The sequence below is a fragment of the Salinibacterium sp. SWN167 genome (genome assembly GCF_015864665.1).
Classification (GTDB): domain Bacteria; phylum Actinomycetota; class Actinomycetes; order Actinomycetales; family Microbacteriaceae; genus Rhodoglobus.
The window spans coordinates 1,261,159-1,284,820 of record NZ_JADYWU010000001.1 but is presented as its reverse complement, the minus strand read 5'-3'; the positions used below and the strand labels follow the sequence as shown (position 1 = coordinate 1,284,820).

The 23,662-nt window shown below is 60.7% G+C and carries 21 protein-coding genes and 1 pseudogene; 8 read left to right on the top strand and 14 right to left on the bottom strand.

The annotated features are described in order from the left end of the window. Positions 1-122: 122 nt before the first annotated feature. Positions 123-260 (bottom strand): annotated as a pseudogene (locus I6E60_RS06115) (zinc finger domain-containing protein); the annotation flags it as partial. A gap of 41 nt (positions 261-301) precedes the next feature. Between I6E60_RS06115 and I6E60_RS06110 the strand changes: the two are divergent. The 5 genes from I6E60_RS06110 to I6E60_RS06090 all read left to right on the top strand — a co-directional run bounded on the left by I6E60_RS06110 (position 302) and on the right by I6E60_RS06090 (position 4,768). Beyond that, complete coding sequence (locus I6E60_RS06110; protein ID WP_197179310.1) at positions 302-1,777, top strand: recombinase family protein; 1,476 nt, start codon at positions 302-304, stop codon at positions 1,775-1,777. 214 nt (positions 1,778-1,991) lie between these two features. Beyond that, positions 1,992-2,348, top strand: a complete 357-nt coding sequence (locus I6E60_RS06105) for a hypothetical protein (RefSeq protein ID WP_197179308.1) — start codon at positions 1,992-1,994, stop codon at positions 2,346-2,348. Then, positions 2,345-3,019 (top strand): hypothetical protein, encoded by a 675-nt coding sequence (locus I6E60_RS06100; protein ID WP_197179306.1) that lies wholly within the window; start codon positions 2,345-2,347, stop codon positions 3,017-3,019. The genes I6E60_RS06105 and I6E60_RS06100 overlap by 4 nt, the downstream gene beginning before the upstream one ends. Further along, positions 3,016-4,005, top strand: a complete 990-nt coding sequence (locus I6E60_RS06095) for a relaxase/mobilization nuclease domain-containing protein (protein ID WP_197179304.1) — start codon at positions 3,016-3,018, stop codon at positions 4,003-4,005. The genes I6E60_RS06100 and I6E60_RS06095 overlap by 4 nt, the downstream gene beginning before the upstream one ends. Positions 4,006-4,036: 31 nt before the next feature. Beyond that, a complete protein-coding gene (locus tag I6E60_RS06090) occupies positions 4,037-4,768 on the top strand; it encodes a hypothetical protein (RefSeq protein ID WP_197179302.1) in 732 nt (243 codons plus the stop codon). Positions 4,769-5,036: 268 nt separating this feature from the next. On the opposite strand, the gene I6E60_RS06085 is transcribed toward I6E60_RS06090, so the two are convergent. From I6E60_RS06085 to I6E60_RS06055, 7 genes are all read right to left on the bottom strand, one after another. Beyond that, complete coding sequence (locus tag I6E60_RS06085; RefSeq protein ID WP_197179301.1) at positions 5,037-6,365, bottom strand: restriction endonuclease subunit S; 1,329 nt, start codon at positions 6,363-6,365, stop codon at positions 5,037-5,039. Between the two features lie 2 nt (positions 6,366-6,367). After that, the gene (locus tag I6E60_RS06080) at positions 6,368-7,789 is read right to left on the bottom strand and encodes an N-6 DNA methylase (RefSeq protein WP_197179300.1); all 1,422 of its coding nucleotides are present in this window, start codon (positions 7,787-7,789) and stop codon (positions 6,368-6,370) included. Beyond that, entirely contained in the window at positions 7,789-11,064 is a 3,276-nt protein-coding gene (hsdR, locus tag I6E60_RS06075) for a type I restriction-modification system endonuclease (RefSeq protein ID WP_197179299.1), read from the bottom strand. The genes I6E60_RS06080 and hsdR overlap by 1 nt, the downstream gene beginning before the upstream one ends. 191 nt (positions 11,065-11,255) lie before the next feature. After that, positions 11,256-12,149, bottom strand: coding sequence for a bifunctional DNA-formamidopyrimidine glycosylase/DNA-(apurinic or apyrimidinic site) lyase (gene mutM / locus I6E60_RS06070; protein ID WP_197179298.1), 894 nt, complete (start codon positions 12,147-12,149; stop codon positions 11,256-11,258). Between the two features lie 5 nt (positions 12,150-12,154). Beyond that, positions 12,155-12,856 (bottom strand): ribonuclease III, encoded by a 702-nt coding sequence (rnc, locus tag I6E60_RS06065; protein WP_197123971.1) that lies wholly within the window; start codon positions 12,854-12,856, stop codon positions 12,155-12,157. 25 nt (positions 12,857-12,881) lie between these two features. Further along, a complete protein-coding gene (gene rpmF / locus I6E60_RS06060; RefSeq protein ID WP_009772721.1) occupies positions 12,882-13,085 on the bottom strand; it encodes a 50S ribosomal protein L32 in 204 nt (67 codons plus the stop codon). 2 nt (positions 13,086-13,087) lie between these two features. Continuing rightward, positions 13,088-13,675 (bottom strand): YceD family protein, encoded by a 588-nt coding sequence (locus I6E60_RS06055; RefSeq protein WP_307841785.1) that lies wholly within the window; start codon positions 13,673-13,675, stop codon positions 13,088-13,090. 264 nt (positions 13,676-13,939) lie between these two features. Between I6E60_RS06055 and I6E60_RS06050 the strand changes: the two genes are divergently transcribed. The 3 genes from I6E60_RS06050 to I6E60_RS06040 are packed head-to-tail and all read left to right on the top strand — an operon-like array spanning position 13,940 to position 16,729. Beyond that, entirely contained in the window at positions 13,940-14,944 is a 1,005-nt protein-coding gene (locus I6E60_RS06050; RefSeq protein WP_197123969.1) for a putative F420-0 ABC transporter substrate-binding protein, read from the top strand. Continuing rightward, the gene (locus tag I6E60_RS06045) at positions 14,937-15,947 is read left to right on the top strand and encodes a putative F420-0 ABC transporter permease subunit (protein ID WP_197123967.1); all 1,011 of its coding nucleotides are present in this window, start codon (positions 14,937-14,939) and stop codon (positions 15,945-15,947) included. Before I6E60_RS06050 ends, I6E60_RS06045 begins: the two co-directional genes overlap by 8 nt. Beyond that, positions 15,944-16,729, top strand: coding sequence for an ABC transporter ATP-binding protein (locus tag I6E60_RS06040; protein WP_197179296.1), 786 nt, complete (start codon positions 15,944-15,946; stop codon positions 16,727-16,729). Before I6E60_RS06045 ends, I6E60_RS06040 begins: the two co-directional genes overlap by 4 nt. A gap of 34 nt (positions 16,730-16,763) precedes the next feature. Here I6E60_RS06040 and I6E60_RS06035 read toward each other — a convergent pair whose 3' ends face one another. From I6E60_RS06035 to I6E60_RS06010, 6 genes are read right to left on the bottom strand one after another with little or no spacing between them, the layout of a single operon-like run. Next, entirely contained in the window at positions 16,764-18,983 is a 2,220-nt protein-coding gene (locus I6E60_RS06035) for a DUF3488 and transglutaminase-like domain-containing protein (RefSeq protein WP_197179295.1), read from the bottom strand. Next, complete coding sequence (locus I6E60_RS06030) at positions 18,970-20,340, bottom strand: DUF58 domain-containing protein (protein ID WP_197179294.1); 1,371 nt, start codon at positions 20,338-20,340, stop codon at positions 18,970-18,972. Before I6E60_RS06030 ends, I6E60_RS06035 begins: the two co-directional genes overlap by 14 nt. 11 nt (positions 20,341-20,351) lie before the next feature. After that, positions 20,352-21,347 (bottom strand): MoxR family ATPase, encoded by a 996-nt coding sequence (locus tag I6E60_RS06025; RefSeq protein WP_197123962.1) that lies wholly within the window; start codon positions 21,345-21,347, stop codon positions 20,352-20,354. Positions 21,348-21,373: 26 nt separating this feature from the next. Next, positions 21,374-21,733: a PLD nuclease N-terminal domain-containing protein gene (locus tag I6E60_RS06020; RefSeq protein WP_197179292.1), complete on the bottom strand. Its 360-nt coding sequence runs from the start codon at positions 21,731-21,733 to the stop codon at positions 21,374-21,376. Positions 21,734-21,771: 38 nt separating this feature from the next. Continuing rightward, positions 21,772-22,560 (bottom strand): coenzyme F420-0:L-glutamate ligase, encoded by a 789-nt coding sequence (gene cofE / locus I6E60_RS06015; RefSeq protein WP_197179290.1) that lies wholly within the window; start codon positions 22,558-22,560, stop codon positions 21,772-21,774. Between the two features lie 38 nt (positions 22,561-22,598). Beyond that, on the bottom strand, positions 22,599-23,612 hold the full coding sequence (locus I6E60_RS06010; RefSeq protein ID WP_197123959.1) for a TIGR03557 family F420-dependent LLM class oxidoreductase: 1,014 nt from the start codon (positions 23,610-23,612) through the stop codon (positions 22,599-22,601). Positions 23,613-23,662 lie beyond the last annotated feature (50 nt).

The following is a 23,662-nucleotide window of genomic DNA, read 5'->3' as shown; positions in this document are numbered from 1 at the left end:
ATAGCTGTGGATCGATTATTCTGCCCCACTACAGGGGTCAACGCCGCCGGAATCTTCAGCAGTCAGTCATAACTGACAGTGATATCTGCCACTAATCAAGCGCGATAGATCGCGAACAACCTTCAACGAATACGCTGGCAGAACTTACAGAAGTGCGAGCCGCGGTTCATAAAGTTCTCGCGCACGACTTCACGACCGCAGCGCGGACACGCCCGCCCCTGCTGGCCGTAGACGTTGAGCGAGTGCGCGAAGTAGCCCGACAACCACACTTTCTAACGTTGATGTCCGATAGCATCCGACTATGACCGTTGCAGCTGTATACCTCCGCGTCTCGAAGTCCGACGACACCGACGATGAGTCGCTCACTCTGGAAACCCAGCGACGGCGCATCTCCGCCCTGTGCGAGGCACGCGGATGGGATTACGGCCCCGAGTACATCGACGAGGGCGTCTCGGCGACGAAGGCCCGCGACATCAAGACCGAGTGGGCTCGAATGCTCTCGCATGTCGACACCGGTCGATTCGATGTGATCGTCGCCCGCGACCTCGACCGACTGCTCCGCACGCTGCAAGACCTCGTGAAATTGATCGACCTCGGCGCGAAGGTCGCCACTGTGGACGGCGAGATCGATCTCACTACCGCCGACGGTGAGTTCCGCGCGACGATGCTGGCGGCTGTGGCCCGGTTCGAGATCCGCCGAAAGTCGGAGCGCGCCATCGGCGCGAACGAAACTCGGCGGCGCAAGGGCGTTCCGATTATGAGGGGTCGCATACTTGGCTACGACGAGGACGGCGTCACTCAGATCAACGACGAGGCCGACGCGGTAAAGAAGGCGTTCGAGGACTTCCTTGCCGGAGTCAAGATCACGCACATAGCGCGAGAGCTGACCCGGCTGGGCTTCACGACTACGAGGAGCAGGGAGTGGTCGAACGAGAACATCCGCTCGCTGCTCAGCAACGCGCGATACAAGGGCGTGCTCACGAAGTGGGAGCCAGACCCTGAGAAGCGAAAGCTGTCGAAGATGTCACCTCAGGAGTACCCCGGAGCGTTCGAGGCCATCGTGTCGCCCGACGTGTTCGATGCAGTGCAGACCAAGCTCCATGCTCCAGACCGGCGGCGCGCATGGGGCACCGAGCCCCGTTACCTACTCACCGGGCTTGCACTGTGCGGGCGTTGCGACGACGGAGAGACGAAGGTCTACACGAGCTACTACCAGCGAGCCCCCGGCGCTCTCAAGAGCGGTGAGTGGCGCGAGTACGAGCCCAAACGTCTGTACGCGTGCATCGCGCACAAGCACCTGTCACGAAACGCTGGGCCCGTCGACGACTTCGTCGAGGGTGCCCTGCTCGCACGGCTCATGGGGGACGATGCCCGCGACCTCTTTGCGCGCCCAGAAGATCGCGGCGTCGACCGTGCTGAACTCCGGATCGAGCGGGTCGCCGTACTAGATCGGCTCGACGGCCTGGCCTCGCTGTTCGCCGACGGAGTGCTCGACGGCGACGGTGTACGCGAGCAATCCGCACGCCTCCGTGGCCGCTTGAACGAGATCGACGGGCTGCTCACTCCCCCACCCTCGAACCCTGGGCTGCAAGTGGTTGATGCCACTGACGTGGCAGCCGCCTGGCGAGGTCTTGACATCCCCCGCCGGCGGCTGATCTTAGCCGAGGTGATGACCGTGACATTGCTGCCTTCAAGACGCGGAGCGAAGGGGTTCGACCCGGAGCTCGTCAGGATTGAATTGAAAGGCGACCGGACATCGGCGGAGAAAATCGGCTAAGCTGACGTTATAACAGAATAAAATCGACGGGGAGCCGTCCAGCCAGGAGATCGCAACCTGGTTCCTTCTCCCCAGTTCAGGATCGGCACGGCGAGTCGATCAGGGCACCGGGTCTACGCTCCTCGGTTTCTTAGAAATCATCCACGCGTCCGAGAAATCTGTCCCTCGGGCGACTGGCGTCAGGACAGCAGGTAACTGCTGTTTGGACCCCGTCATGGTGATTTCTGCCCCTACTTCTGAATACTCTGTCCCCCTCTCCGCCGCCGTAGACGTCAGCGGCTACTCCGAGCGTCATTTGCGCCGTCTCGTCGATTCTGGCCACTTGTCCGCGGCAAAGTTACGCGGTCGCCTGCTGTTCACTGCTGCGGGCCTTGAGGGCCTGACCACGCCGCAGCGCGCCGAGCACGAGGCCGACCGGATAATCGCCGATCTGATCGCCACTGCGCCGCGCTTCAGTGAGGCCCAGCGCTCGCGGATCGCCGCTGTGTTCACTTCTACTGCCCCCTCACCGGCGCTACCGGGCGTGACCGCCGCGATGGCGGTTGCTGCCGGTGAGGGGGTAGGAGCGTGAACGCGATCAGCCCCCAGCCACGGGCACCCCGTCGGGTGCTCGGGCCACCCCAGCCCGCAGTGCGCGAAGCGCGCGAGGACTCGGGCCAGCGAGAACCGGAGACAAAGCGCGTCAGCGCTTTGTCCGACGGTTACCCTGCTGGCCAGACCGACAACACCCCGAGGGAGTCGCAGCGCAGTGGCTCTGTGGCTCGGGGCGTTGTAGGTCACGGCGGAGCGGTGCCGGGTAGTGCCCCGGTATCCGTGCAGCCGCGCGACGAAACTTTTGCCGTAGTTCCGGCAAAAGTAATGGAGCCGACCGGTGGCCATGTCCGCCGCGTCAGCTCTCGTGCGCGGCGCGATGTGTCGCTTGATGTCCGGCTCACGAACACAGAGCGCGAAGCGATCCGCGCCCGTGCTCGGGTGCTCGGGGTGAAGCCGTCGGCGTGGGCGCGGGCGGTGATGAGCGACGCGCTCGATGTTCGCGGAACCCACGAAACCGCGATGCAACAGACCGCGCACGAGAAACCCGACCTAGAGCTCGCCCGGGCGGTCGAGCAGTTGCGCCGCGTCGGCGTGAATCTCAACCAGGCGCTTCGCAAGGGGCAGACGGTAGATGGCGATTCGCTACGCGCGGTGATCGCCGCAGTGGGTGAAGTCCGCGCTGCCCTCGGAGATCGGACATCCGCATGAGCACGATCAATGTTCAACCCTCAAAGGATGCCGCTGCCTCGGTTGCATACGTCCTGTATGGCAACGACAAGAAGATCCGAGAGCGGCTGCGTTCTCGAGGTCAGACCCGCGCCGCTGCCCTCATGGTTTCGATGGCGAACGGCAGCACTTCTCCCGCCGATTTCGTCGCTCGCGCCCAACGCCTCGCGAAGAACACAGGTCGCAGCAACGAACTATATTCGTATGTTCTCGCTTTTCACCCCGACGAGTTCGATGTGACCTCGCGGGCGAACATGGAGCGCATCCGCGACATAGCCTCTGCACTCGTCGAACGGATGCACAGCGCTGATCATCTCGTGGTCGTGCACTCTGACGCGGCAGGAGGGCATGGTCACGCTCACATCCTTGTGCTGAACCATGACAACCTCACGGGCAAGAGCTTGCAACGGTTCACGTCTTGGCGGCACGGCCTGCACCAGCTCAATGATGATTTGATGCGTGATGAAGGCTTGCGAGTGCTGCCCGATCCTGCGCAGCCAAAACCGGGCTGGGAGCAGCGGCGTGAGGCGTTCGCACCGCGGGGGTTCGAGCAAACCCTCGGCGATACCGTGTTCGACGCGCTGCAGGATCCTCGTGCTATCGATCAGCCTTCGTTCGAAACGGTGCTCGGCGAGCAGGGCGTTACCCTCGCGGTAACGCACCGAGACGGGTGGTCCTTCAAAATGCGCCGCACCGATAACGGCAGAATCGGGCGCAAGAAGGCCTCTGCTTTGACTCCCGACTTCACGGCCGAGCCGGTGAACGAATTATTTCGGCAGCGAGTCGCGGGTATCGCGCCCGCTCCGCGGCCGATGGCCGGGCTCGAACTTGAGCCCGACGAGTTCGAGCAGATTGCGCTGCGTCTCAAGCACCGTATGACCTCAAAAACTCCCCAAACTCCCGCGCGCGAACGGTTCATGCGCGGGAATCAGCGTCAACCTCAGCGAGAGCGCGAGTACGGCGACTGACCCAACTATGAGTCAAGAAAGGACTCTCATTATGAATACAACCAAAACGATCCACGACCTCACCGTTGCTTACATTGAGCAGAGCCTCGGCGAAGTCAAGTTGCTTCACGACGCCACGCTGATCGACCCCACGCTCGCGAAGTTCAACATCCAGCGCAGCCACGCTTTCATGTCCGGTTTTGCCCTGAAGCCTCGGAAGTTTCGGCTCCGCGCTGGCCTTAAGCGTCGTGCCAGCTATGCCCTGCTAGACGTTGACGGTTCGTCGCTGGGTTCGCCGATCCACGAGGATGATCTCGGCGCGCAGTTCACTGAGGCGGTAATCGAGCGCGTGATCGCAGCGAATTTGGCTGTGATGCTCGCCGACCATGCCGATCTCGTTGCCCTGCACAAGGCCGGTGACGGCGGGCGCGAGCCTTCGTACCGCTACAACCCTGCCAGCGGGCTCGCCGAGCGCAGCGTCTCAATCGGTGACCTAGAACGCCAGAAGAACGAGGCCCACGAGCGCATCGAGGAGCTGCATGAGCAGAACGCGTTCGAGCAGAACCGTCTCCGCGAGCTCCTCACTCGCAAGACGGAGGCTGAGAGCGCCCGCGATAAAGCCAAACTCGACGCACGGCAATTGCTCCACCTTGCGAAGAAGGCGCAGCGGGTCATCGATCAGGCAGCGCGCATTCAGGAGCGCGAGGCGCTGAAACAGGACTCACCTTCCTCATCGCCGGATAAGGTCCCGACGAAGGAAGCGAGCGCCCGCGCACTCGAATAGCGTGCGGCACAAGGCAGTGCCCCGCGAGGCTATCATCGCGGGGCACACCTGAAAAGGCGCCCGCATTTACCTTGCCCAGCAAACTATTTGCTCATTTTTCACACTGATAAGTTCACTTTGATCCGATTTCGGGCTCGCTGGGCACACGCGAGACTAGCTGCGCCCGCTGACTTGCGCCTGCGTCAAAATATCGCAGGGCAGGTCACGACAGAGCCCGGAGCGCCGCTCGGCGGACGCTGAATAGGAGTGACGGGTTAACGTTCCGGGCCTAAGCCGCGCCACGGACTGCTTGACTGCGAACCACTTTCCTCGCACTAACGAGTTGGTCTCTGGCGTCCCGCACGCGCGCGAGTACCCGATCGAGCCATTCAAGTTCGACCGTCAGCCGACGGACAATCTCAAACTGCTCTTCCGGCTGCGGCAACACAATCGCAAGCGACCTTATGTCGTCCAGTCCAAGCCCGGACTTCGTAGCTCCGCGTTGTTTAGCTCGAATGTTCTCCGCGCCGACTGGCGATCTGAGATACCAGGCCAAGAACTCTGGCACCACATGGCCGGCTGGTCGGGCTAGAGCTAAGTGCTGATTAATATACGCGTCTTCGATGAAATTACGAACGAGTGCGACGTGCCCGACGTCAGCCGTGATTGTTATGAGCAGATCCCCGTCGGACACCTGGCTTCTCCGGCCTTCGACCTCATCCGGCAATGCAACCCTCTGGAGATCAGAGAGATCGAAGTCAATCGAATCGCGCGTCAGGTTGCCCATCCGCAGAAACACCGTTCCCTCATCCTTGTAGTACTTTGACCAGCCACGAGAGCCACTTGTGACGAAGTCGAAAAGCTCTCCGCTTCTCTGTTCTGGCCAGGTGGTGTTATTTCGTACTCGCCACGACTTAGTGAGGGCCCCGGTCACTGCAGATTGAAGGATTGCGGCGCGCTGTCCGGGCGCTTGGTCGAGGAGCTGGTCGAGGCGCTCGAGAACGTCGTCTAGCCTTCGGATAGTCTGCTGAACTTTCTTGACAATGGCTTGCTGCTCATCAAGCGGCGGCAGGGGAAACGCTAGAGTCTCGATAAAACCACGCGGAACACGCTGCTGCCCAACTGCACCAGACATAACAGCTTTAGCCTCAGCACGAAAACTCTCTTGGCGCAAGAAAGTGTGCAAGAAGTTCTCATCGAGTAGGGGGCTAGGTCGCAGAACTAGGAATTCTGTAGAGCCGTATGCAAGCCCGGCGGCATCCGATTCGACTACTGCGACCTTTCCGTTCTCCATGCATGGAGTGATTTTGGCGAAGAGCACGTCCCCGGCACGGAACGCTGTGTAGCCTGCTTTTACCGCTCCGAGAGCTCGAGTTTCAGGCGCGATGACAGTCCCAGTGGTCTCGGAAATGGCAGACATAGGGATAAATGTCACGTCGCGGTCGTCGGTGATTCCTTCGACATCTGGTTTCGGCGGGTTCACCAGACAGATAGCACTGAGCCGGACCCAGGTCCAGTGGTTCGGAATATCGTACGGCTGCTCGCCTTCGGGAACCAGCAATTCGTCGGGGATGTCCTCGATGTCAGTGATGAGGGGTGTCGCGCGTTTGCGTGCCATCTCTAGCGGACCTCGTCTGGGACGACTTCGGAACCTAGTTCAGCTGAGAGGGAGCGTAGCAAGTCGACTGCTTCTTCAAGCAAGTCAGCCGCGTCGGCTGCCAATCTAGCTGGGTCTAGGTTGACGAGGTCTTGCCCATCGTCAGTGCTACGAATGAGGCCTCGGTCGAGCGAATTATTTTTGTCTGCGATCTCTTCGCGCGTGAGATAGCTCCATCGCTCATCCTCGATCGCAACTCGATCCGGTGCCGTGTACGCGTCCTCGAACTCAGCAAAGTGACGGGTGGTGAGGGGCGTACGCTTGCCGAACGACGGCATGCCACTGCGCAGGTCGTAGAACCAGACTCCGCCGGTGTTGCTTTTGTCAGTCGCGCCGCGCTCGAAGAAGAGCACGTTGGTTTTGACACCTTGCGCGTAGAAGATGCCGGTAGGCAGGCGAAGGATGGTGTGAAGGTCGCACTTATCCATGAGGTCTTCACGAATGCGTTTGCCATCTCCGTCGGCGAAGAGCACGTTGTCTGGCAGCACGACGGCGGCGCGTCCCCCGGGTTTAAGGCTGCGGTAGATGTGCTGCAGAAAATTCAGCTGTTTGTTTGAGGAGGGGAATGTGAGATCGTCGCGGCTGGCGCGTTCGCCACCCTTTTTCGTACCGAACGGCGGGTTCGTTAGCACGAGGTCATACCCGCGCAGGTTCTTGCCGAGTGGCGAGAGAGTGTCACCGAGCGTGATCGGGGCCTCGATGCCGTGCAACATTGCGTTCATGAGCGCGAGTCGATGGGTGTCGTGAACCAACTCGACTCCGGTGAACGCCTGTTTGACTTGGAATTTTGCTTGGTCTTGATCGAGGGTGAACAAGTCGTCCGTTGCTTCAAGCACATGTTTGTTCGCGGCGATCATGAAGCCAAAGGTGCCGCAAGCGGGGTCGTTGCATCGCTCGCCCGGCTGGGGGTCCATGACTCTGACCATCACATCGATCAGTACACGAGGGGTAAAGTACTGCCCAGCCCCAGACTTCTTCTCGTTCGCGTTCTTTTCAAGAAGCCCCTCGTAGAGGTTTCCGAGCCCTTCTTCTCGAGCTGAGAACCAGTCGAGGGCATCGATTGAAGAAATGATCTTCTTGAGGTTGGCTGGCTCATCGATATTGGTCGACGCACCAGCGTAGATCTCTTGGACGCGTCCGGCGGCTGCCTCCCCGAGGTGTTGCAACAGGTCTCGGTAGTATCGCTTCAGCTCGATGCCGGATTTGGTGCGCAGCACGTCCCACCGGTACTCCCGTGGGATCTGACCTTCAGTGCCAGTCTCCTTGGCCATCTTGAGGAAGAGAATATATGTCAGTTCGGTCACGTACTGGTGGTAGGTGATGCCGTCATCACGCAGAACGTCGGAAAGTCTCCACAGTTTTGCGACGATGTCTTGGTTGTTCATTAAGCTGCTTCCTCGTACATGTAGGTGTTGATGTCATTGATGACTGAGCTGAGGCGACCTCGAAATGCCTTATCGATTTGCGCGAACCCACCCTTGTTTCGGAAGCGGACGTCTTCGTCAAACGTATCTTGACTTATCAACTCTTCGTTGGCGAGGAAGTCCTGAATTCGTCTGAGCCAATTCTGTTCCATCCTGTTGAACTCGTACTTGCTTTCGATCTTTTGCACCGCTAGCTCTACTCGTTCTTCATGGCTGAGCAAGGGCGAACCGATGGTGTACCTGCGGATCAGGGAGATGATGTCAGCAGTGATATCGGTATTGGTCATCTCAGAGACAGCGCTTGAAAGTCTCTGCTGGGTAAACCCTGCGCGATCCAAGACCAGTTTAAGCGACTTGAGCTGTTCCCGCGTGAGGTCCGAAGGTTTGGTACAGATAATGGTGAGCGCTGCGATCTCATCTCGGTTGGTTTTCAGGTAGGTCGTGAACTCGTCGAGGTAGTCCTCAGGGCGTTTCGTGTCGCCATAATCTCTCGTGTGAGTTAATAATTCGTCTGACTTGTCGGAGATGACGAGCGATCTGGGGCCATCAAACGTGTTGTCGTCAAGGTAGGCAAATAGATGGACGTGATCTTTGACCCATTCGGCGGCGTCTTCGGAGCTGAGGTTCTTCAAAGTTTCCGCGACTCCCTTGAGACCCTTCCCGCCAGCAAGGTCGTTCGCATGTTCGGCGGCTTGGCCTTTCACTCGGTGAGCACGGCGTTGCAGCTTCGCTATGATCTGCGTGATCACTCCTGCCAACGAGTCACCTTCGCTATCAGGGACTTCCTCGGTGAAGTTGATGCCTTCGAGGAGATCCGCGAAAGAGGTGTTTGGGTTCGCAGCGAGCGGTTTCATCGTGCTGACGAGGTCAAGTGCCTCATACACGCCGACCGGGTCATAAATGTCGAATTTCTCTTTACCAATCTCAGGGCAAAGCCTGGTCGCACGTCCGAGCATCTGCTCGAACAAAATGCGAGAGCGAACCCGGCGCAAGAATACGAGTGAAGTCAGCTCGGGTATATCAATTCCCGTAGTCAGCAGATCGACGGTGACCACGATTGACGGGAAACGTTCGTTTTTGAACCGCTTGATCGCTTCTTTGATCTTTTTCTTGTTGCCGCCAGCCACGCTACCGGTGATCTTCATAATCGCATCGGTATCTACTCCGGACTCTGCGTAGATTCCTTTGAGCAGATTCACGATCATGTCAGCGTGAGCGTCATCGACCGCATAGATCAAGGTTTTGCCGTACTCCTCCGGCGAAGTTGGGTCAATGCCTTGGGCGATTTCGGCGAGTACCGCACGATTGAAGTCTTCGGTGATCACCTTTCGGTTGAACTGATCGACCTCGAAGGTGACTTCATCTTCAAGCTCGGCGCTGTTAGCAATTTCTCCCGTTTCGGGATCATAGATCGGTATGGTTTCGCCCTTGGCGAATTTGATGCCGTCACTGGACAGTCTCGTCGTGAGACGGTGCGGTGCGTCATGGTCCACGAGCCATCCATCGATCACGGCCTCACGGTAGGTGTAGGTGTAAACCGGCTGCCCGAATATCTGTGTCGTGTGAAGTGCAGGCGTCGCCGTTATCGCTATCTTCGCGGCATCGAAATAGTCGATCGCGCTTCGATAGGCTGATTGATAGTCGAATTGGTCGCGGTACTGTACTTCGTCGTCGGTCATCTCTTTGTCGAGTAAGTAGCCTCGGTGGGCTTCGTCGATGATGATGAGATCGAAGTCTGACACGGCGGGTTTCGTGTCGCCTTCGGGACGGAAAAGGCGTTTGACCATTCCCTGCACGGTCGAGACCTGCACGCGAAGGTCCGGATCAATCTCTGTGTCTTCGAGGCCTTGGATCGTGTATAGCTCGTTCAGAGTCATCAGTTCTTCGAGTTTGACATCTTTAAACGTGTCTTCCGCCTGATCCCCCAGGCTGGTGCGGTCCACCAGAAACAGGACTCTGCGGAACCTATCGGTTTTTAGAAATCGGTAGATCATGCCAAGCACAGTGCGCGTTTTGCCTGTGCCGGTTGCCATCGCGAGCAGAGCGTGTGTTTTGCCGCCAGTGACCGCATCCTCGGCGGCGTGGATTGCGTCGATCTGGTAGCTACGAAGATTCAGGCCGTTTGGATTGGTAAGCAGATCATCGCTGAGACTCGCAAGTGCGTTGTCCGCCTTGTCGGGGTCGGATTCGAAAAGTTCAATCAAACCCCCGGGGCTGTGCCAACCTTGCAGAGCTCGCGGGATGTTGTCAGCACTCCGCACGTCTCTGAACCACACACCCGACTTCGTTTTGTACTGGTCAAGGTAGGGGCGGCCGTTGGTAGCGAATATAAATGGCGCCCGATATACGCCCCAGGTGCCCAGCGTCAGATCGTGATGATCGGATCTAATCGTCTGGGCATAATCCTTGGCCTGGTAGTCCAAGACTGAAGGCACGTCTTTGTGCGATGCTTTCGCTTCAACTACTGCAACGAGTTTCTTGCCGACGAAGAGGGCGTAATCGGCGAAACCGCGCGTACCCCCGTTAGGCAGCGCCGAGTTGGTTGGCCATTCAGCAATGGCCAAGTTCCTTGAGGCTTCAGGCCGTGCGCCTTTGGAGTAGCGCAGCACCTGACTGTCAGCCTCCCAACCCACTTGCCGCAGTTGCTCATCGATAAGCAGTCGAGTTTCAGCTTCGGTGTGGGGGCGCTGGTTCGCGGCCTTGTCAGCGCGGTCCCGGCGCACTGACTTCGTCACAGCTGGAGCCGTCTCAGCTTTCTTTTCATCAGCTTCAATCAGCGTCAGCTGATCTTGCTCCAGCGATTGCGTATTCTCCGCGACGGTATCGGATGTCTGAAGAACGAAGGTAGGTATGGTGAGATCTACCGGGCCATACGTTGTCGCGAACCAGCCAGTGACTGAGTGAATTGGCGAAAGGAACTGGGTCGCTGTTTCTTCGTCGCCCCACCCATCGTGCGCAGCTCGGTTTCGAGCTTTTCTAAGCAGGTGCAAAATGTCCAAAACATCTTTGGGCAGCAAGCCCTCGCTCTGGAGCGAGTCGATCCGTGTGATCGCTCTGTCATCGTAAGGTTTCGTGACGCTGTCGAATTTGAACATCATAGACACGATGGACTCGCCGATCATCCCCTGTTTGAGGAGTGACGAGTTCGGATCTGACTGCCGGTAAGCCTCGGCTAGCCGCCCCAAATTCGCCAACGATGGGAAAGCGTCTTCCAAGTAGTCAAAGTTCGATCCCATGCCGCGCTCCTGCTTTCTTGTTCGACCCTAGTTCTTAGACTTCATGGAGCTGCTTACTCCACACTTAGCAGGTCCGCGCGAGCGCTCCGTACTTAATATCTTGCTGCGCCCGAGCTCGTTCTGCGAAAGCCGTCATACCCCCAGAGAATGACGCCTTCGCCGAGAGTACCGTGAAAGTGAAGGGATTCTCATCAGAGACGCTGGCATCTCGGGCAAAAGTGTGACGACCGATTCATGAACGCCTCGCGACAAATCGGTGTGCCGCACCGGTCACACGGTTCACCAGTTCGGCCGTATGAATGTAGATATCTGCTGAAGTAGCCGGACTCACCGTTCACGTTGAGGTACTGCGTATCGAAGCTGGTGCCGCCTTCGGCGAGGGCCTTGGAGAACACCGCCCGCACTTCAGCGAGCAACTGCACCGCTTTTGCGCGGCTGAGGGTTTCGGTGGGCTGGTTGTAGTGCACCCGCGCGGCCCAGAGCGCTTCGTCGGCGTAGATATTGCCGACCCCGCTGATCAGGGTCTGATCGAGCAGCGCCCGCTTCACGGTGGTGCGCTTGGCTTTGAGCGACCGTAAGAACTTGGCATCGTCGAAGAAGGGGTCGAGCGGGTCACGCGCGATGTGCGCCACTTGGCTCGGCACCGCGAATGCGGGCTGATCAACGGTGGGCAGCATGCTGTCGATCGCCATCGAGCCGAAGATACGTTGGTCGACGAAGTTGAGTCGCAGTGCGCCGTGGTCAGGATGTTCAAGTTCGATGCGGATGCGCGTGAGCCGGTCATCCGTGCTCCGATCGCGCAAAAGCACTTGCCCGCTCATCCCAAGATGCGTGACGAGCGCTTCACCGTGAGCCTCCGCGCTGTCAGCCGCGTCGCTGTCGGCGAGGGGAAGCCACATGAACTTGCCCCGGCGTTGAGGGGTGAGGAACGTGCGACCGGTCAGACGGTCGATAAAATCTTCACTCGGCCCCTCATGGCGACGCAGAGAGCGCTCGTCGAAGACGGTGACGGATGCCGCAGTCGCGCCGGTAACGGCCGGTTCGAGCCCCGCGCGCACAACTTCAACCTCGGGAAGTTCGGGCACGCCAGTTACTTCGCTGCGGCTTGGAGGCTAGTCCAGGCCTCGAGCGCTGCGGCCATTTCGGCCTGCTTCTTGCTGGAGCCGATACCTGTCGCGATAACTTCATCGTCGAGGCAGACACTCGCATGAAAACGCTTGGAGTGATCGGGGCCGCTATCTTGAATGCGATAGTCAGGAGCCCCACGCCCGATCTGGGCGGCGAGTTCTTGAAGGCTCGTCTTGGGATCCATCGCTGCGCCAAACCGCTCAGGGTCGGCAAGCAACGGGGCGACGAGGCGAAGGACGAGCGCGGTGGCTTCGTCCCCGCCGAGGTCGAGGTAGGCGGCACCGATGATTGCCTCAACGGTGTCCGCCAAAATGGACGGCTTTTCGCGGCCGCCCGTCTGCTCTTCTCCCTTGCCGAGGCGAATGAACGCGCCAAGGCCGATCAGGCGCGCAATTTCAGCAAGAGCTACAGAAGAAACGAGACTAGCCCGACGCTTGGCAAGGTCTCCCTCGTCAAGCTCCGGGTTATCGCGATACAGCTTGACCGTTACTGCTTGGCCAAGAATTGAGTCACCAAGAAATTCGAGTCGCTCGTTGTGCGCGATTCCGCCGTTTTCGTACGCGAAAGAGCGGTGTGTCAACGCAAGCGTGAGCAACTCGGGGTCAATAGCGACCCCGAGCACAGCGGAGAGCTCAACCGGTGAGGCAGAGCCCGTCATCGCCATTTCGACTCGAGAATGTGAAGACTAGTTAAACGTCAGCGACCTTGCGGCCCTTGTACTCCATGTACAGGGGCGTGCCAGCGGAGTCTTCGACTACCTTGGCGCGGTGCGGCAGGCTGTAAACAGTCTTGCCGTTTTCAACGGTCTTGACGAGGGTGGGAGGGGTTGCCTTCCACTGGGCGCGGCGCATGCGGGTGCTGGCCCGCGACATCTTGCGCTTCGGTACTGCCATGGCTAACTCTTTTCTTCTTGGGTCTCAGGTGAATCGTTCGCGTCGTGCGAGTTCTGGTCATGCGAGTTTTGCGTGAAATCTTGGAGGCCGGCCAACGCTGCCCAGCGAGCATCGATGGGCGCTTCGTGTTCGTGTCCTGGATTATCGAGCAACCGAACCCCACACTCGGGGCACAGGCCAAGACAATCCTTTTGACAGACCGGCTGGAACGGCAGTGACAACACTACCGAATCCCGCACTACAGGTTCTAGATCGATGTATTCGTCGATAACCGTGTAGTCGAAAGCTTCGTCCTCAGAATACGCGAAAAGTTCTTGAAACTCGACTCGGACAGGCAGGGTGACGTCAATGAGGCAGCGAACGCACTCCGCTTGGGCTTTGCCCGACACCACAGCATCCACAAGAATGCCGTCGTGGAGTGACTCAAAACGGCCCTTGACGGACAGTGTCGAACCCTTTTCTACCCCAATAACAGCGGTACCAAAGGTTTCGGGTACGACGACCTGAATGGAGTGCTCTCTCATCTCGCCGGGGCGGTGAATGAGATCGCGCACCAACACGGCATACGGACTCTCGTTGATTCTAGACACGATCGTCGATTCTACCCCCGCAACGGCTCCCCTGTCGCCCCCGGTCAGCAATCGCTCAGTCAGCTAACCCACGGATGAGCACGCCAGACCGCGTGGGTCGGTGTAGGCATGAGGCTTTGTACCTCTCTAGACTGGTGCGACAGACCCGTGCGCTTGGTATGGCGTGGTTGGTTTGCCCAGGATTGGGCTGCCGGTCTTCTCGAAACACTTTTCGTTCTTTGTGGCGCATTCTCGCGCCCATTCACCCGTTTCTTGGAAGGCTCCATGTCTGCACTGTCTCGTTCCGTTTTGTCCCGTTCCGCGTTCTCCCGCACCGCGCTGCTGGCAGGCGTCTCTGTTCTTGCGTTGAGCGGATGCGCTGCTGCCGCTGACGAGACCGACGCCACGTCGCCCGATGCTGCGACGCAATCGGTTGAACTCAGCAACTGTGGCTTCGATGTCACCTTCGACTCGGCCCCCGAGCGCGTCATCACGATCAAGTCGTCAACAACCGAGATGCTTCTGGCGCTCGGCCTCGGCGATCGCATCATTGGAACCGCGTTTCAGGACGGCCCGGTGCCCGAACAGTGGGCATCCGATGCTGCGGGCCTGACCTCGATTGCTGAGCGCGTGCCGAGCGAAGAAGCCGTTCTCGATCTCGAGCCCGACCTTGTCTTTGCCGGGTGGGAATCAACGTTCAGCGCTGACGGCGCCGGCGAGCGCGCCGACCTCACTTCTCTCGGCATCAACACCTTCGTGGCTCCCTCCGCCTGCCAAAGCGCAGAACAGCCTGAACAGCTCAGCTTCGACAACGTCTTCAGCGACATCGAGACGGTTGCCTCGATCTTCCGCGTGGATGCCACCGAGATCGTCGATGAACAGCGAGCACAACTGGCCGCGATCGATGCCAATGGTGACTCCCGCACCGCTCTGTGGTTCTCTTCAGGGTCCGACACCCCGTATGTGGGCGCCGGCATCGGAGCACCGCAACTGTTGCTCGATACCGTCGGGCTGACCAACATCGCGGCCGACATCGACTCCACGTGGGCTCCCTTCAACTGGGAAGCCGTCGTTGACGCCGACCCCGACTTCATTGTGCTCGTGGATGCCGCCTGGAACACAGCCGAGGGCAAAATCGACATTCTCGAGACCAATCCCGCAACCGCTAACCTCAGTGCTGTGAAGGCTGGCCGTTACCTCGTGGTGCCGTTCGCGGCGAGCGAGGCCGGCGTGCGCAGTGTTGAAGCTGCCGAAAGCTTGTCGGCCCAGATTGCGGAGCTCGATGGCTAAAGTTTCTCCGCTCGCCTTCGGCACCGCGCTGGGGATCGCACTTCTCGTGTCGATCACCATCGCGGTGACGATTGGCCCTGCCGACATCCGCTTCGATGAGGTGTGGCGCTCGATTGGGAGCCACCTCGGCATCGGAGTGAGCCCGCTCACGGAATTGCGGGATGGCATTGTGTGGCAGTTGCGCTTGCCTCGAGTGCTCACCGCTGCGGCGGTGGGTGCAGGGCTCGCGCTGAGCGGTGCGGTGATGCAGGCGATTACGCGCAACCCGCTCGCCGACCCGTATTTGCTCGGGCTGTCATCGGGCGCGGCGTTGGGCGCTGTGTCTGTGATCGTGCTTGGCGCCGCCGTATTGCTGCCGTTGGCTGCCTTTGTGGGAGCGTTGCTCGCGTTGACCCTCACGTTGCTGTTGGCGGGATCCCTCGGCGCGATCACCCCGTCGCGCACGGTGCTCGCGGGAATCGCCGTCTCGGCGCTTGCCTCGGCAATCACAAGCTTTGTCATTTTCTGGAGCGTCGACGGCGACTCCTACCGGGAAGTGTTGTCGTGGCTGCTCGGCTCCCTCAGCGGAGCCCGCTGGCCCGCGGTCGGCATCACCATGGTTGCCATCATCGTGATCGGCATCCCCGTGATGCTCACGGGACGACTGCTCGATTCCTTTGCCTTCGGCGACGTGCAGGCAGCGTCGCTCGGGGTGAACGTCAGTGCCACCCGCTGGGGACTACTGGCGGCATCCGCCCTCGTCACCGGCGCCATGGTCTCGGTAAGTGGATCGATCGGCTTCGTCGGGCTCATCCTGCCGCATGCTGTTCGACTGCTCGTCGGGCCCGGGAACCGCGCCCTGCTCCCCCTGAGCGCCCTCCTCGGCGCCGTCTTTCTCGTTTGGGCCGACACCCTTGCGCGCACACTCTTTGACCCGCGCGAGATTCCCGTCGGTATCGTCACCGCCATGATCGGTGCCCCCATCTTCGCGTTCCTCCTCACCCGGCGAAAGAGCTCAACATGAGTGACGACACCGGCCTTGTCGCCGAACGAATCCGGGTCACTATCGACGGCACCCTGCTCATCGACAACGTCGACTGCACAGTAGCGCGAGGCTCCCTCAGCGCGCTCGTCGGCCCAAACGGTGCCGGAAAATCCACCCTGCTGCGAGCACTGACCGCCGTGCAGGCTCCGGCATCCGGAACCGTCACGTTCGGCAACGCCGACCTGCTCGGGATGCCGCGTCGCCAACGCGCGCGCCTCGCCGCGTTTGTGGAGCAAGACGCCACCACCGACTCCTCCCTCACCGTTGACATGGTCGTGAAGCTCGGGCGCCTGCCGCACCAATCGCTGTGGGAGGCCGACTCCCCCGAATCCGCTGCCGTAGTGACGGCAAGCCTCGAGACCGTGGAAATGACCGCGTTCCGCGAACGCGAATTCCAGAGCCTCTCTGGTGGCGAGAAGCAACGCGTCATGCTCGCCCGTGCCCTCGCCCAAGAACCGCAACTGCTCACCCTCGACGAACCGACCAACCACCTCGACATCGCGGCCCAACTCGCCGTGCTCGAACTGCTGTCGAGCCTGCGCACCACGGGCGTGACGGTGCTGGCCGCGCTGCACGACCTCTCCCTCGCGGCGAGCTACTGCGACCACATCATCGTGCTGTCCCAGGGCCGCGTCGTGGCAGCGGGCGCGACTGAAACGGTGCTGACCGAACAGCTGATCGCTGACGTGTATGGAGTGACCGCATCCATTCTGCGCAATCCGGTCACGGGCAAGCCTGTCATCGGGTTCAGCCCGGCGTAGCCCCAGCCCACCAGAGATCTAGACAACCCGAGATCTAGCCACGACGGTCTCGGGGGCTAAACGCCGTGCGCGGAGCCAGTGCAGCCCGAAGTCGCCCCCGCCAGCCAACGGATGCTCGCAGCGCGGCGAGCACATTCGTCACGGCTCCCACACGCACGGTTTCGGGTCGCGTGCTGAAAGCGCTCGCCTCAACCTGGCCAAGCAAGGAGCTGAGCGCGGATGTTCCGGAGTCACCGAGGTGCTCGGTGAGGTGCTCGAACTGTTGCCGCGGGGTTGCTGTCGCGCTCACCGGATAGCCGAGATCGATTGCGGTGTCGCGCACTTCACGCCAAGCCGCACCGGTCTCTCCTTGCCTCACGGCGGCCAATCGTAGAGCACGACGGGTGACCCGCACGAGGGCAGGGATGAGCAGAAGCACCGGCAAGGCGAGCACGAGCCACCACCACGGTGAGATCTCGACGCCGTTGGGCGTTGCCGCGGACGAGTCTTCATCGAGGGGCAGATCGGGGCGGGCACCAGGCGTCGCTGGAGAGGTCGAAGTTGGAGTTGCAACGGGCTCAGGTTGCGACTCATCGACATCCGGGGTGCTGGGGTCGTCTTCAACACTTTGGGCGAACCGTGGAGCGCTTCCCACCGAGACGGTCGGTTCGAAACGGATCCACCCGATGGTCGGAAAATAGAGCTCCGGCCATGCGTGCAAGTTATCGGTGGACACAAGGAAGCGTCGCTCGTCCGAGTCATCCGCAATTCGTTCACCGGGCGTGAACCCGACCACCACTCGCGACGGGATCTCAAGGCTTCGCGCCATCGCGGCCATCGCAGAAGCGAAGTGGACGCAGTAACCGCTCTTCGCCGCGAGAAACTCGCCAAGAACACCGGCGCCCGAACCGTCATATTCCTCGGCGACGGGTGCATCTTCTGAATAGGTGAAGTCACCGTCGGCAAAGAAGGATTGCAGCGCCAACGCCTGATCGAAGCGAGTCGTTTCGCCGCCCGCCACAGCGTGGGCTGTCTCGGTCACGATGCTCGGAAGGGTCTCCGGCAGCTCAAGATAACGCTCGAAACTATCGGGCAGCGTCGTCGGGGCGGCCTCCAGTTGCTCGACCGAGGGCGCGGGCGAAACGAACGCGACTTCGTAGTTTTGGCCACGAGAGTTCGAGTCGTCGGTCGATACCGTGAGCCCGTCTGGCTCCCACGACCAGTCGCCCTCAAGCCCGCTAATGTTGGCCGTCGCATAAGGCACGGGCAAGAGCTTTCCCCGGATGCGGTCAATCTCGACCTGCAGCACTTTCTCCTCCCGCGGCACTTCGTCGCTCAGACCGGGTGCGATCGGAAACTCGGTGACGCTGCCAGCGGCTGTTGGCTCGTTTTGCGATGGCTCCCAGGTGTCTTCGGAAAACACGTCAAGCGCGGCCACTCGAAGGTATTCCCCGCCGCTTTCAGAGGCATACGTCAATGCTCGCAACGGTACGCCTCGGCGGAGGTCAGTGCTGAGGTTGATGATCGGGTTCACCCCGGTGGAGATGAGACCCTGCCCGCTCCCCAATTGCTCCGCTGGTTCAACGCTCGGCAGCACCACCGGCACGATGAGAGACAGCACTAGGGCGGCCGAAATCAGCGGCCACGCCGAGCGAGTGCTCTTCTGCGGAGATGCCACCAAAAGCACCGCAACATAGGCAATCGCGGTTGCGGCGAAGACAAACGCATCGTGCAATTCGGTGCGCACAAAGCTCGGCACCAGAAGAAGAATAGTGAGCGGGATGGCGGTCAACGCTGGTTTCTGCAGCACGAACGCCGCGACGTCCATTGCCACGGCCACGGCCGCCGCACCGAGACAGATCAGGAAGACGATCCCCACAAACGCATCAGCCGGAAAACTCTGCACCGCGATGGAGGCTTGCCCCTGCGTCACCAGTTGACCAAACCGCGAGACCGTGTCTGCTGTCGGAATGATGCCAAGGATGGCCGTCTGAGGCGCGAACATCAGCACGAGCGAGACCAGCCCACCGGCGGCCGCGACCACCGAGCCAAGCCACGCTCGCGAGTTCACGCTGCGGAAGGCGGCGCCCGACGCCAGAACCGCAACCACCACGGCCATCAAGGGGAACCACCAGGCACCCTCGGTCAGCACTGCCCCGAGACTGCTCGCCGCGACGCCCGTCGCTAAGGCTAGAACGCCCGCAATCGACCACAGTCGCACTCGGCGATCGTGCCTCGCTACGCTCGCGACCCTCGCCGCCTCAGTCGTGCTCACGGAGCACCTTAGATTCCGAAACCAACAGGTTCCAGGCGTCGGCGACATCGTCGTAAGAACGAACAGAAATGACCTTCCACCCTGCGGTGCTCAACTGATCAGTAACCGGCGCACGTTTCTCGGTGCCCCCACGCTCACGGTCACCGAAACTGGACGAAGATTCCACTACGAACGCAACGGCAAGCCCGGCGCCAGTTGTCTGCGCTGCGAGAAAGTCAATGGTCTCAGCATCAGGATTCGCGACCAAGGCGATCGTGGGCACCGACGTAGCAGCGCGCGCTGCAGAATCTGTCCACCACGCGGCGGGAGAATCGATGGGCGCTATCGCCGCGAGCCGAGTCAGCAGCTCCTGCTCCGCCGCCGACCTGCGGTGCAAGACAGCCGCATCCGTCAGTTGGGACTGCCCCGTTTCAACAATGCTCACGAGAAAACCCTCGCGACGTAGCTGCACGGCAGCCGACGCGAGCATGCTCACTACCCACTCGAATCGAGGACTGTGCGCTGGTGCAACAGCGGAACCGGAAGGCGTGCGAATCGCGGCGGCGCGGCTGGCATCGGGGTAGCCGACCAGCCGAGTATCCACAATGATGCGGGCCTGCGGATAACTGTGCTGCTCTTCTTGACGCACCATGAGACTGCCGTGGCGAGCGGATGCTTTCCAGTGCACGCGACGCATGGCATCTCCCCGACGATACTCGCGCGTCATCGCGTCATCGTCGTCACCGGCGGCACGACGTTGTACGACCCGCGCTTCGCCATCTCCGGACTGCGCCAACAGCGCTGTCGGCGCGAACTGCACCACTTGCGGCGTCACGATGAGCGGTGTTGCAGCGCCCACGCTCCACGCACCCCACGCCAGTTGAAGAGGATCGGACGCTTCGACCACGAGCGGCCCGACATCGAAGACTCCGCGGGCGGTCGGGGTGAGGGTGTAACTCAATTGCGCAGCGCTGCGATCATTGCCCGCCCCCGTCTTCACCGACAACCGCGGAAGCCAACCGCTCTCGGTCACCCACGGGTGCCACGGAAGACCATCGCGCCACCGCATCGCGGCCGTCGCACGCCGCAATTGATTATCGACGCGCAGCGTCACAGCGGTCGTGCTTGCCGCTTCGACCACCGGGAACGAAAAACGACGAGTAACCGTCATCGCCGCCGCGTGCCTACGCACGAAAAACGCCGCCACCATCGGCAAAGCCAGAGCAAAAGATCCGACATATAACAAAACCGGCATACCGGCACCAAAGCCCACACCCAGTGCAACTCCGCCCGCCACCAAGAAGGTCGCGCCGCGATTTGTCAGTCGGGCACCACCCATCACAATACGAATAGATCGCAGCATCATATCGCGGGCCATGACAGCTGTCTCTAGGATGCGGCCGCGTGCACCGGCACCGGAATCTCGGCCACGATGCGCTCGATGACATCCGCGATTGAGTGCCCGGAGAGCAGCGCTGACGTATCACCGGTGTGACGAGCAGGAATCATCCGATGGGCCAGCACCGTCACAGCGAGCGCATCAATGTCATCCGGAAGAACAAAGTCGCGGCCGTCAATCGCGGCTCGCGCCTTCGCTGCGCGCACCAAATGCAGCGTCGCGCGGGGACTCGCACCCACCCGCACTTCACGGTCGCGGCGGGTGGCTTGAGCGATCGCCACCGCATATTCCTCCACGGCAGTGCTCACGAAGACGCGGCGTACGGTCGCGATGAGCTCGCGCAACTGCGACACCGAGACCACCGGGGTGAGAGCATCCAGCGGACTTGTCAGCTCCCGTGACCGCAGCATGGCCAGCTCGGCTGCGGCATCCGGATAGCCCATCGAAATTCGGGCCATGAACCGGTCACGCTGCGCTTCGGGCAAGGGATAGGTGCCCTCCATCTCGATGGGGTTCTGCGTCGCCACCACAATGAACGGGCTTTCAAGTTCGTAGGTCGTGCCATCGACGGTGACACTCGACTCGGCCATGCACTCGAGCAGCGCCGACTGCGTCTTGGGACTCGCACGATTGATTTCATCACCAATCACAATGTTGGCGAAAACAGGGCCCTTCTTGAATTCAAACTCGCGGGTGTTTTGGTTATAGACCGAGACACCAGTGATGTCTGCCGGCAGCAAGTCTGGGGTGAATTGCACGCGCGAAACGGTGCTGTCGACCGTTCGTGCCAGCGCTCGCGCCAGCATGGTCTTTCCGACACCAGGCACATCCTCGATGAGGAGATGACCCTCCGCCAAGAGCACAGTGAGTGCCAAGCGCACAGCCTCCGTCTTGCCATCGATCACGGTCGAAATACTGCGCACAATGGCGTCACAGTGATCGTGGAACACGTCGTCGGGTAGTGACCCGGAGGTAGGGGCATCCATGTCTCGAGTCTTACACCGGTCTTCCACTACGGCAATTGCTTACGCTTGCGCAGTTCGTCTTCAAGGGCACGGATCTTTTCTTGGCGCTGAAAGTATTCGATCTCCGCATCGAGCTTCGCTATCTCCGCTTCGGTCGTGCTCACCTCCTGTGATGGCAGGGGTGCGCGACGCTCGGGGGCGCCAAAGGGCAGAGAGCTCGGCGCGGTGGACTGGTGCTCGCGGCCGATAGCAAACCAGAGAATGCTGCCGATGAAAGGCATGAAGATCACGAGAAAGATCCAGGTGACCTTGCCGAGATGCTTGATGCGCGATTCATCGATCAGGATGATGTCGATCAGGACCGAGATGAGCAACGCGAAATACGCGAGCGAAATGAGACTCCCCATCCGCTCATCGTAGAGGTAATCTCACGTACAGTCGAGTATTAGTCCTCTTTAGATTCCGCTGAGGTGTGCGCCTCATCGAAGCCGGCCATCCAAGCTTCTTTTGTGCCCAGACTGAACATGTCCTCTGGGCCCGACCGAACGAGGGATCGCGCACCGGGAGCGTCAAGATCAGCGACGTGCTGGCCAAGCCCGCGAAGGACCGCAACGGGTAATCCCCCGGCCTTGCCTTTGACCAAATCTGTCGCGGCAGCAACTTCATCGGCGAGCGCCGTGACGCTCACCGCAAGCGGACGACCCGAAGCATCCGCGGTGCCACGCAAATCATCAAGAACGTGGATGCCCGCCGCACCAATTGCAATGTCGGCCTGCCCCTTGCGCCAGGGCCTGCCCACGGTGTCGGTGATAACGATGCCGACCGTCACCCCGAATCGCTCGCGGAGCCCGGCGCAGAGCTCATGAGCCGTCGCATCGGGATCGAGCGGGAGCAACAAAACGATGCCGTCGGGGGTATTGCTGGAGTCGACGCCCGCCGCCGCCATCACGAGACCGAGACGGTTCTCCACAATGCGAGTGACGCCGTTGGGGTGCTCGCGGGATGCCACGATCCGCACGGTTTCGTTGGTGATGGCTTGCTCGCGATCAGCGGCTTCCACCGAACGCCCCTCAGCCTTGCTGACGATCTTGGAGGTCACAGTGAGGATGTCGCCGTCGACAAGCCCGCCAGAGTTCACGTCGTCAGAGTCGGCAACGAGAGCCGCCGCAATCGCCTCAAGAAGGTTGTCGCCGGACTGAATTTCGGGGATGCCGGGCACAGCCCATGCGCTCATTCTCACGCGTCTAGTCTGCGGCATTTCGGGAGCGGTCACTACTTGCGCAGAGCCGGCAGCACGTCGCGCCCGAAGACGTCGAGGAACTCGCGCTGATTGCGTCCAACGTTGTGGAGGTAGATACGGTCGAATCCGAGATCGAGGTAGCTCTGGATGTAGGCACGGTGCACGTCCGGATCGGCGCTCACGGGCATCCGCCCCTCAAAGTCTTCTGGTCGGACCATGCGGGCGAGCTGTTCGAGCTCAAACGGTGAGCGGATGTCGTTCTTCGCAAACCGCAAACCGCCGTTCGGCCATTCGGTGAGCGCGTTGCGCATGGCCTGCTCATCTGTTTCGGCCCAGCTCAAGTGCAACCGCAGTACGCGGCTCTGAGTTTCGGGTTTGCGGCCTGCTTCGCGTGCTCCTTCAGCGAATCGCTTGAGCAGCATGTCGACTTTCTCGAGGGGTGCTGCTTCGGTGATGAGACCGTCGACGGTTTTGCCCGCACGCTTGGCGGCGACGGGGCCTGCTGTCGCAACGAGGATCTCGGGCGCGACTTCGGGCATTGTCCAGAGGCGTGTCGATTCGAGCCGATAGAACTGGCCTTCGTGGCGCACATCTTTGTTGCCGAGACCCGATGCAAACAGTTTCTTGATGATCTCGACCGCTTCAAACATGCGATTAATGCGTTCGGGGGCTTCTGGCCAGTACTGGCCGACGATGTGTTCGTTAATGGCTTCGCCGCTGCCGAGCCCGAGCCAGTGCCGGCCTGGGTTCATGGCGGCCAAAGTAGCGGAAGCTTGAGCGACCATTGCGGGGTGCCATCGGAATGTCGGCGCCGTGACGCCCGTGCCGAGATCGCCGGTCGTGGTCTCACCCAGAGCGCTCAGCACGTTCCACACGAACGACGCCTGTCCCTGCTGGGGAACCCACGGCTGGTAATGGTCGGCGGCCATTACGCCGCGAAATCCCTGCGCTTCGGCATGCTGCGCGAACGCCATCACATCGCGCGGATGAAACCGTTCGAGCATGGCGGCGTAGCCGATGTGGGGTGCAGCAACTGTCACGGGCATCCGTCTATTGTGGCGTGCATTGCGCTCGTCGTGCTGCACCAGGGTTACCG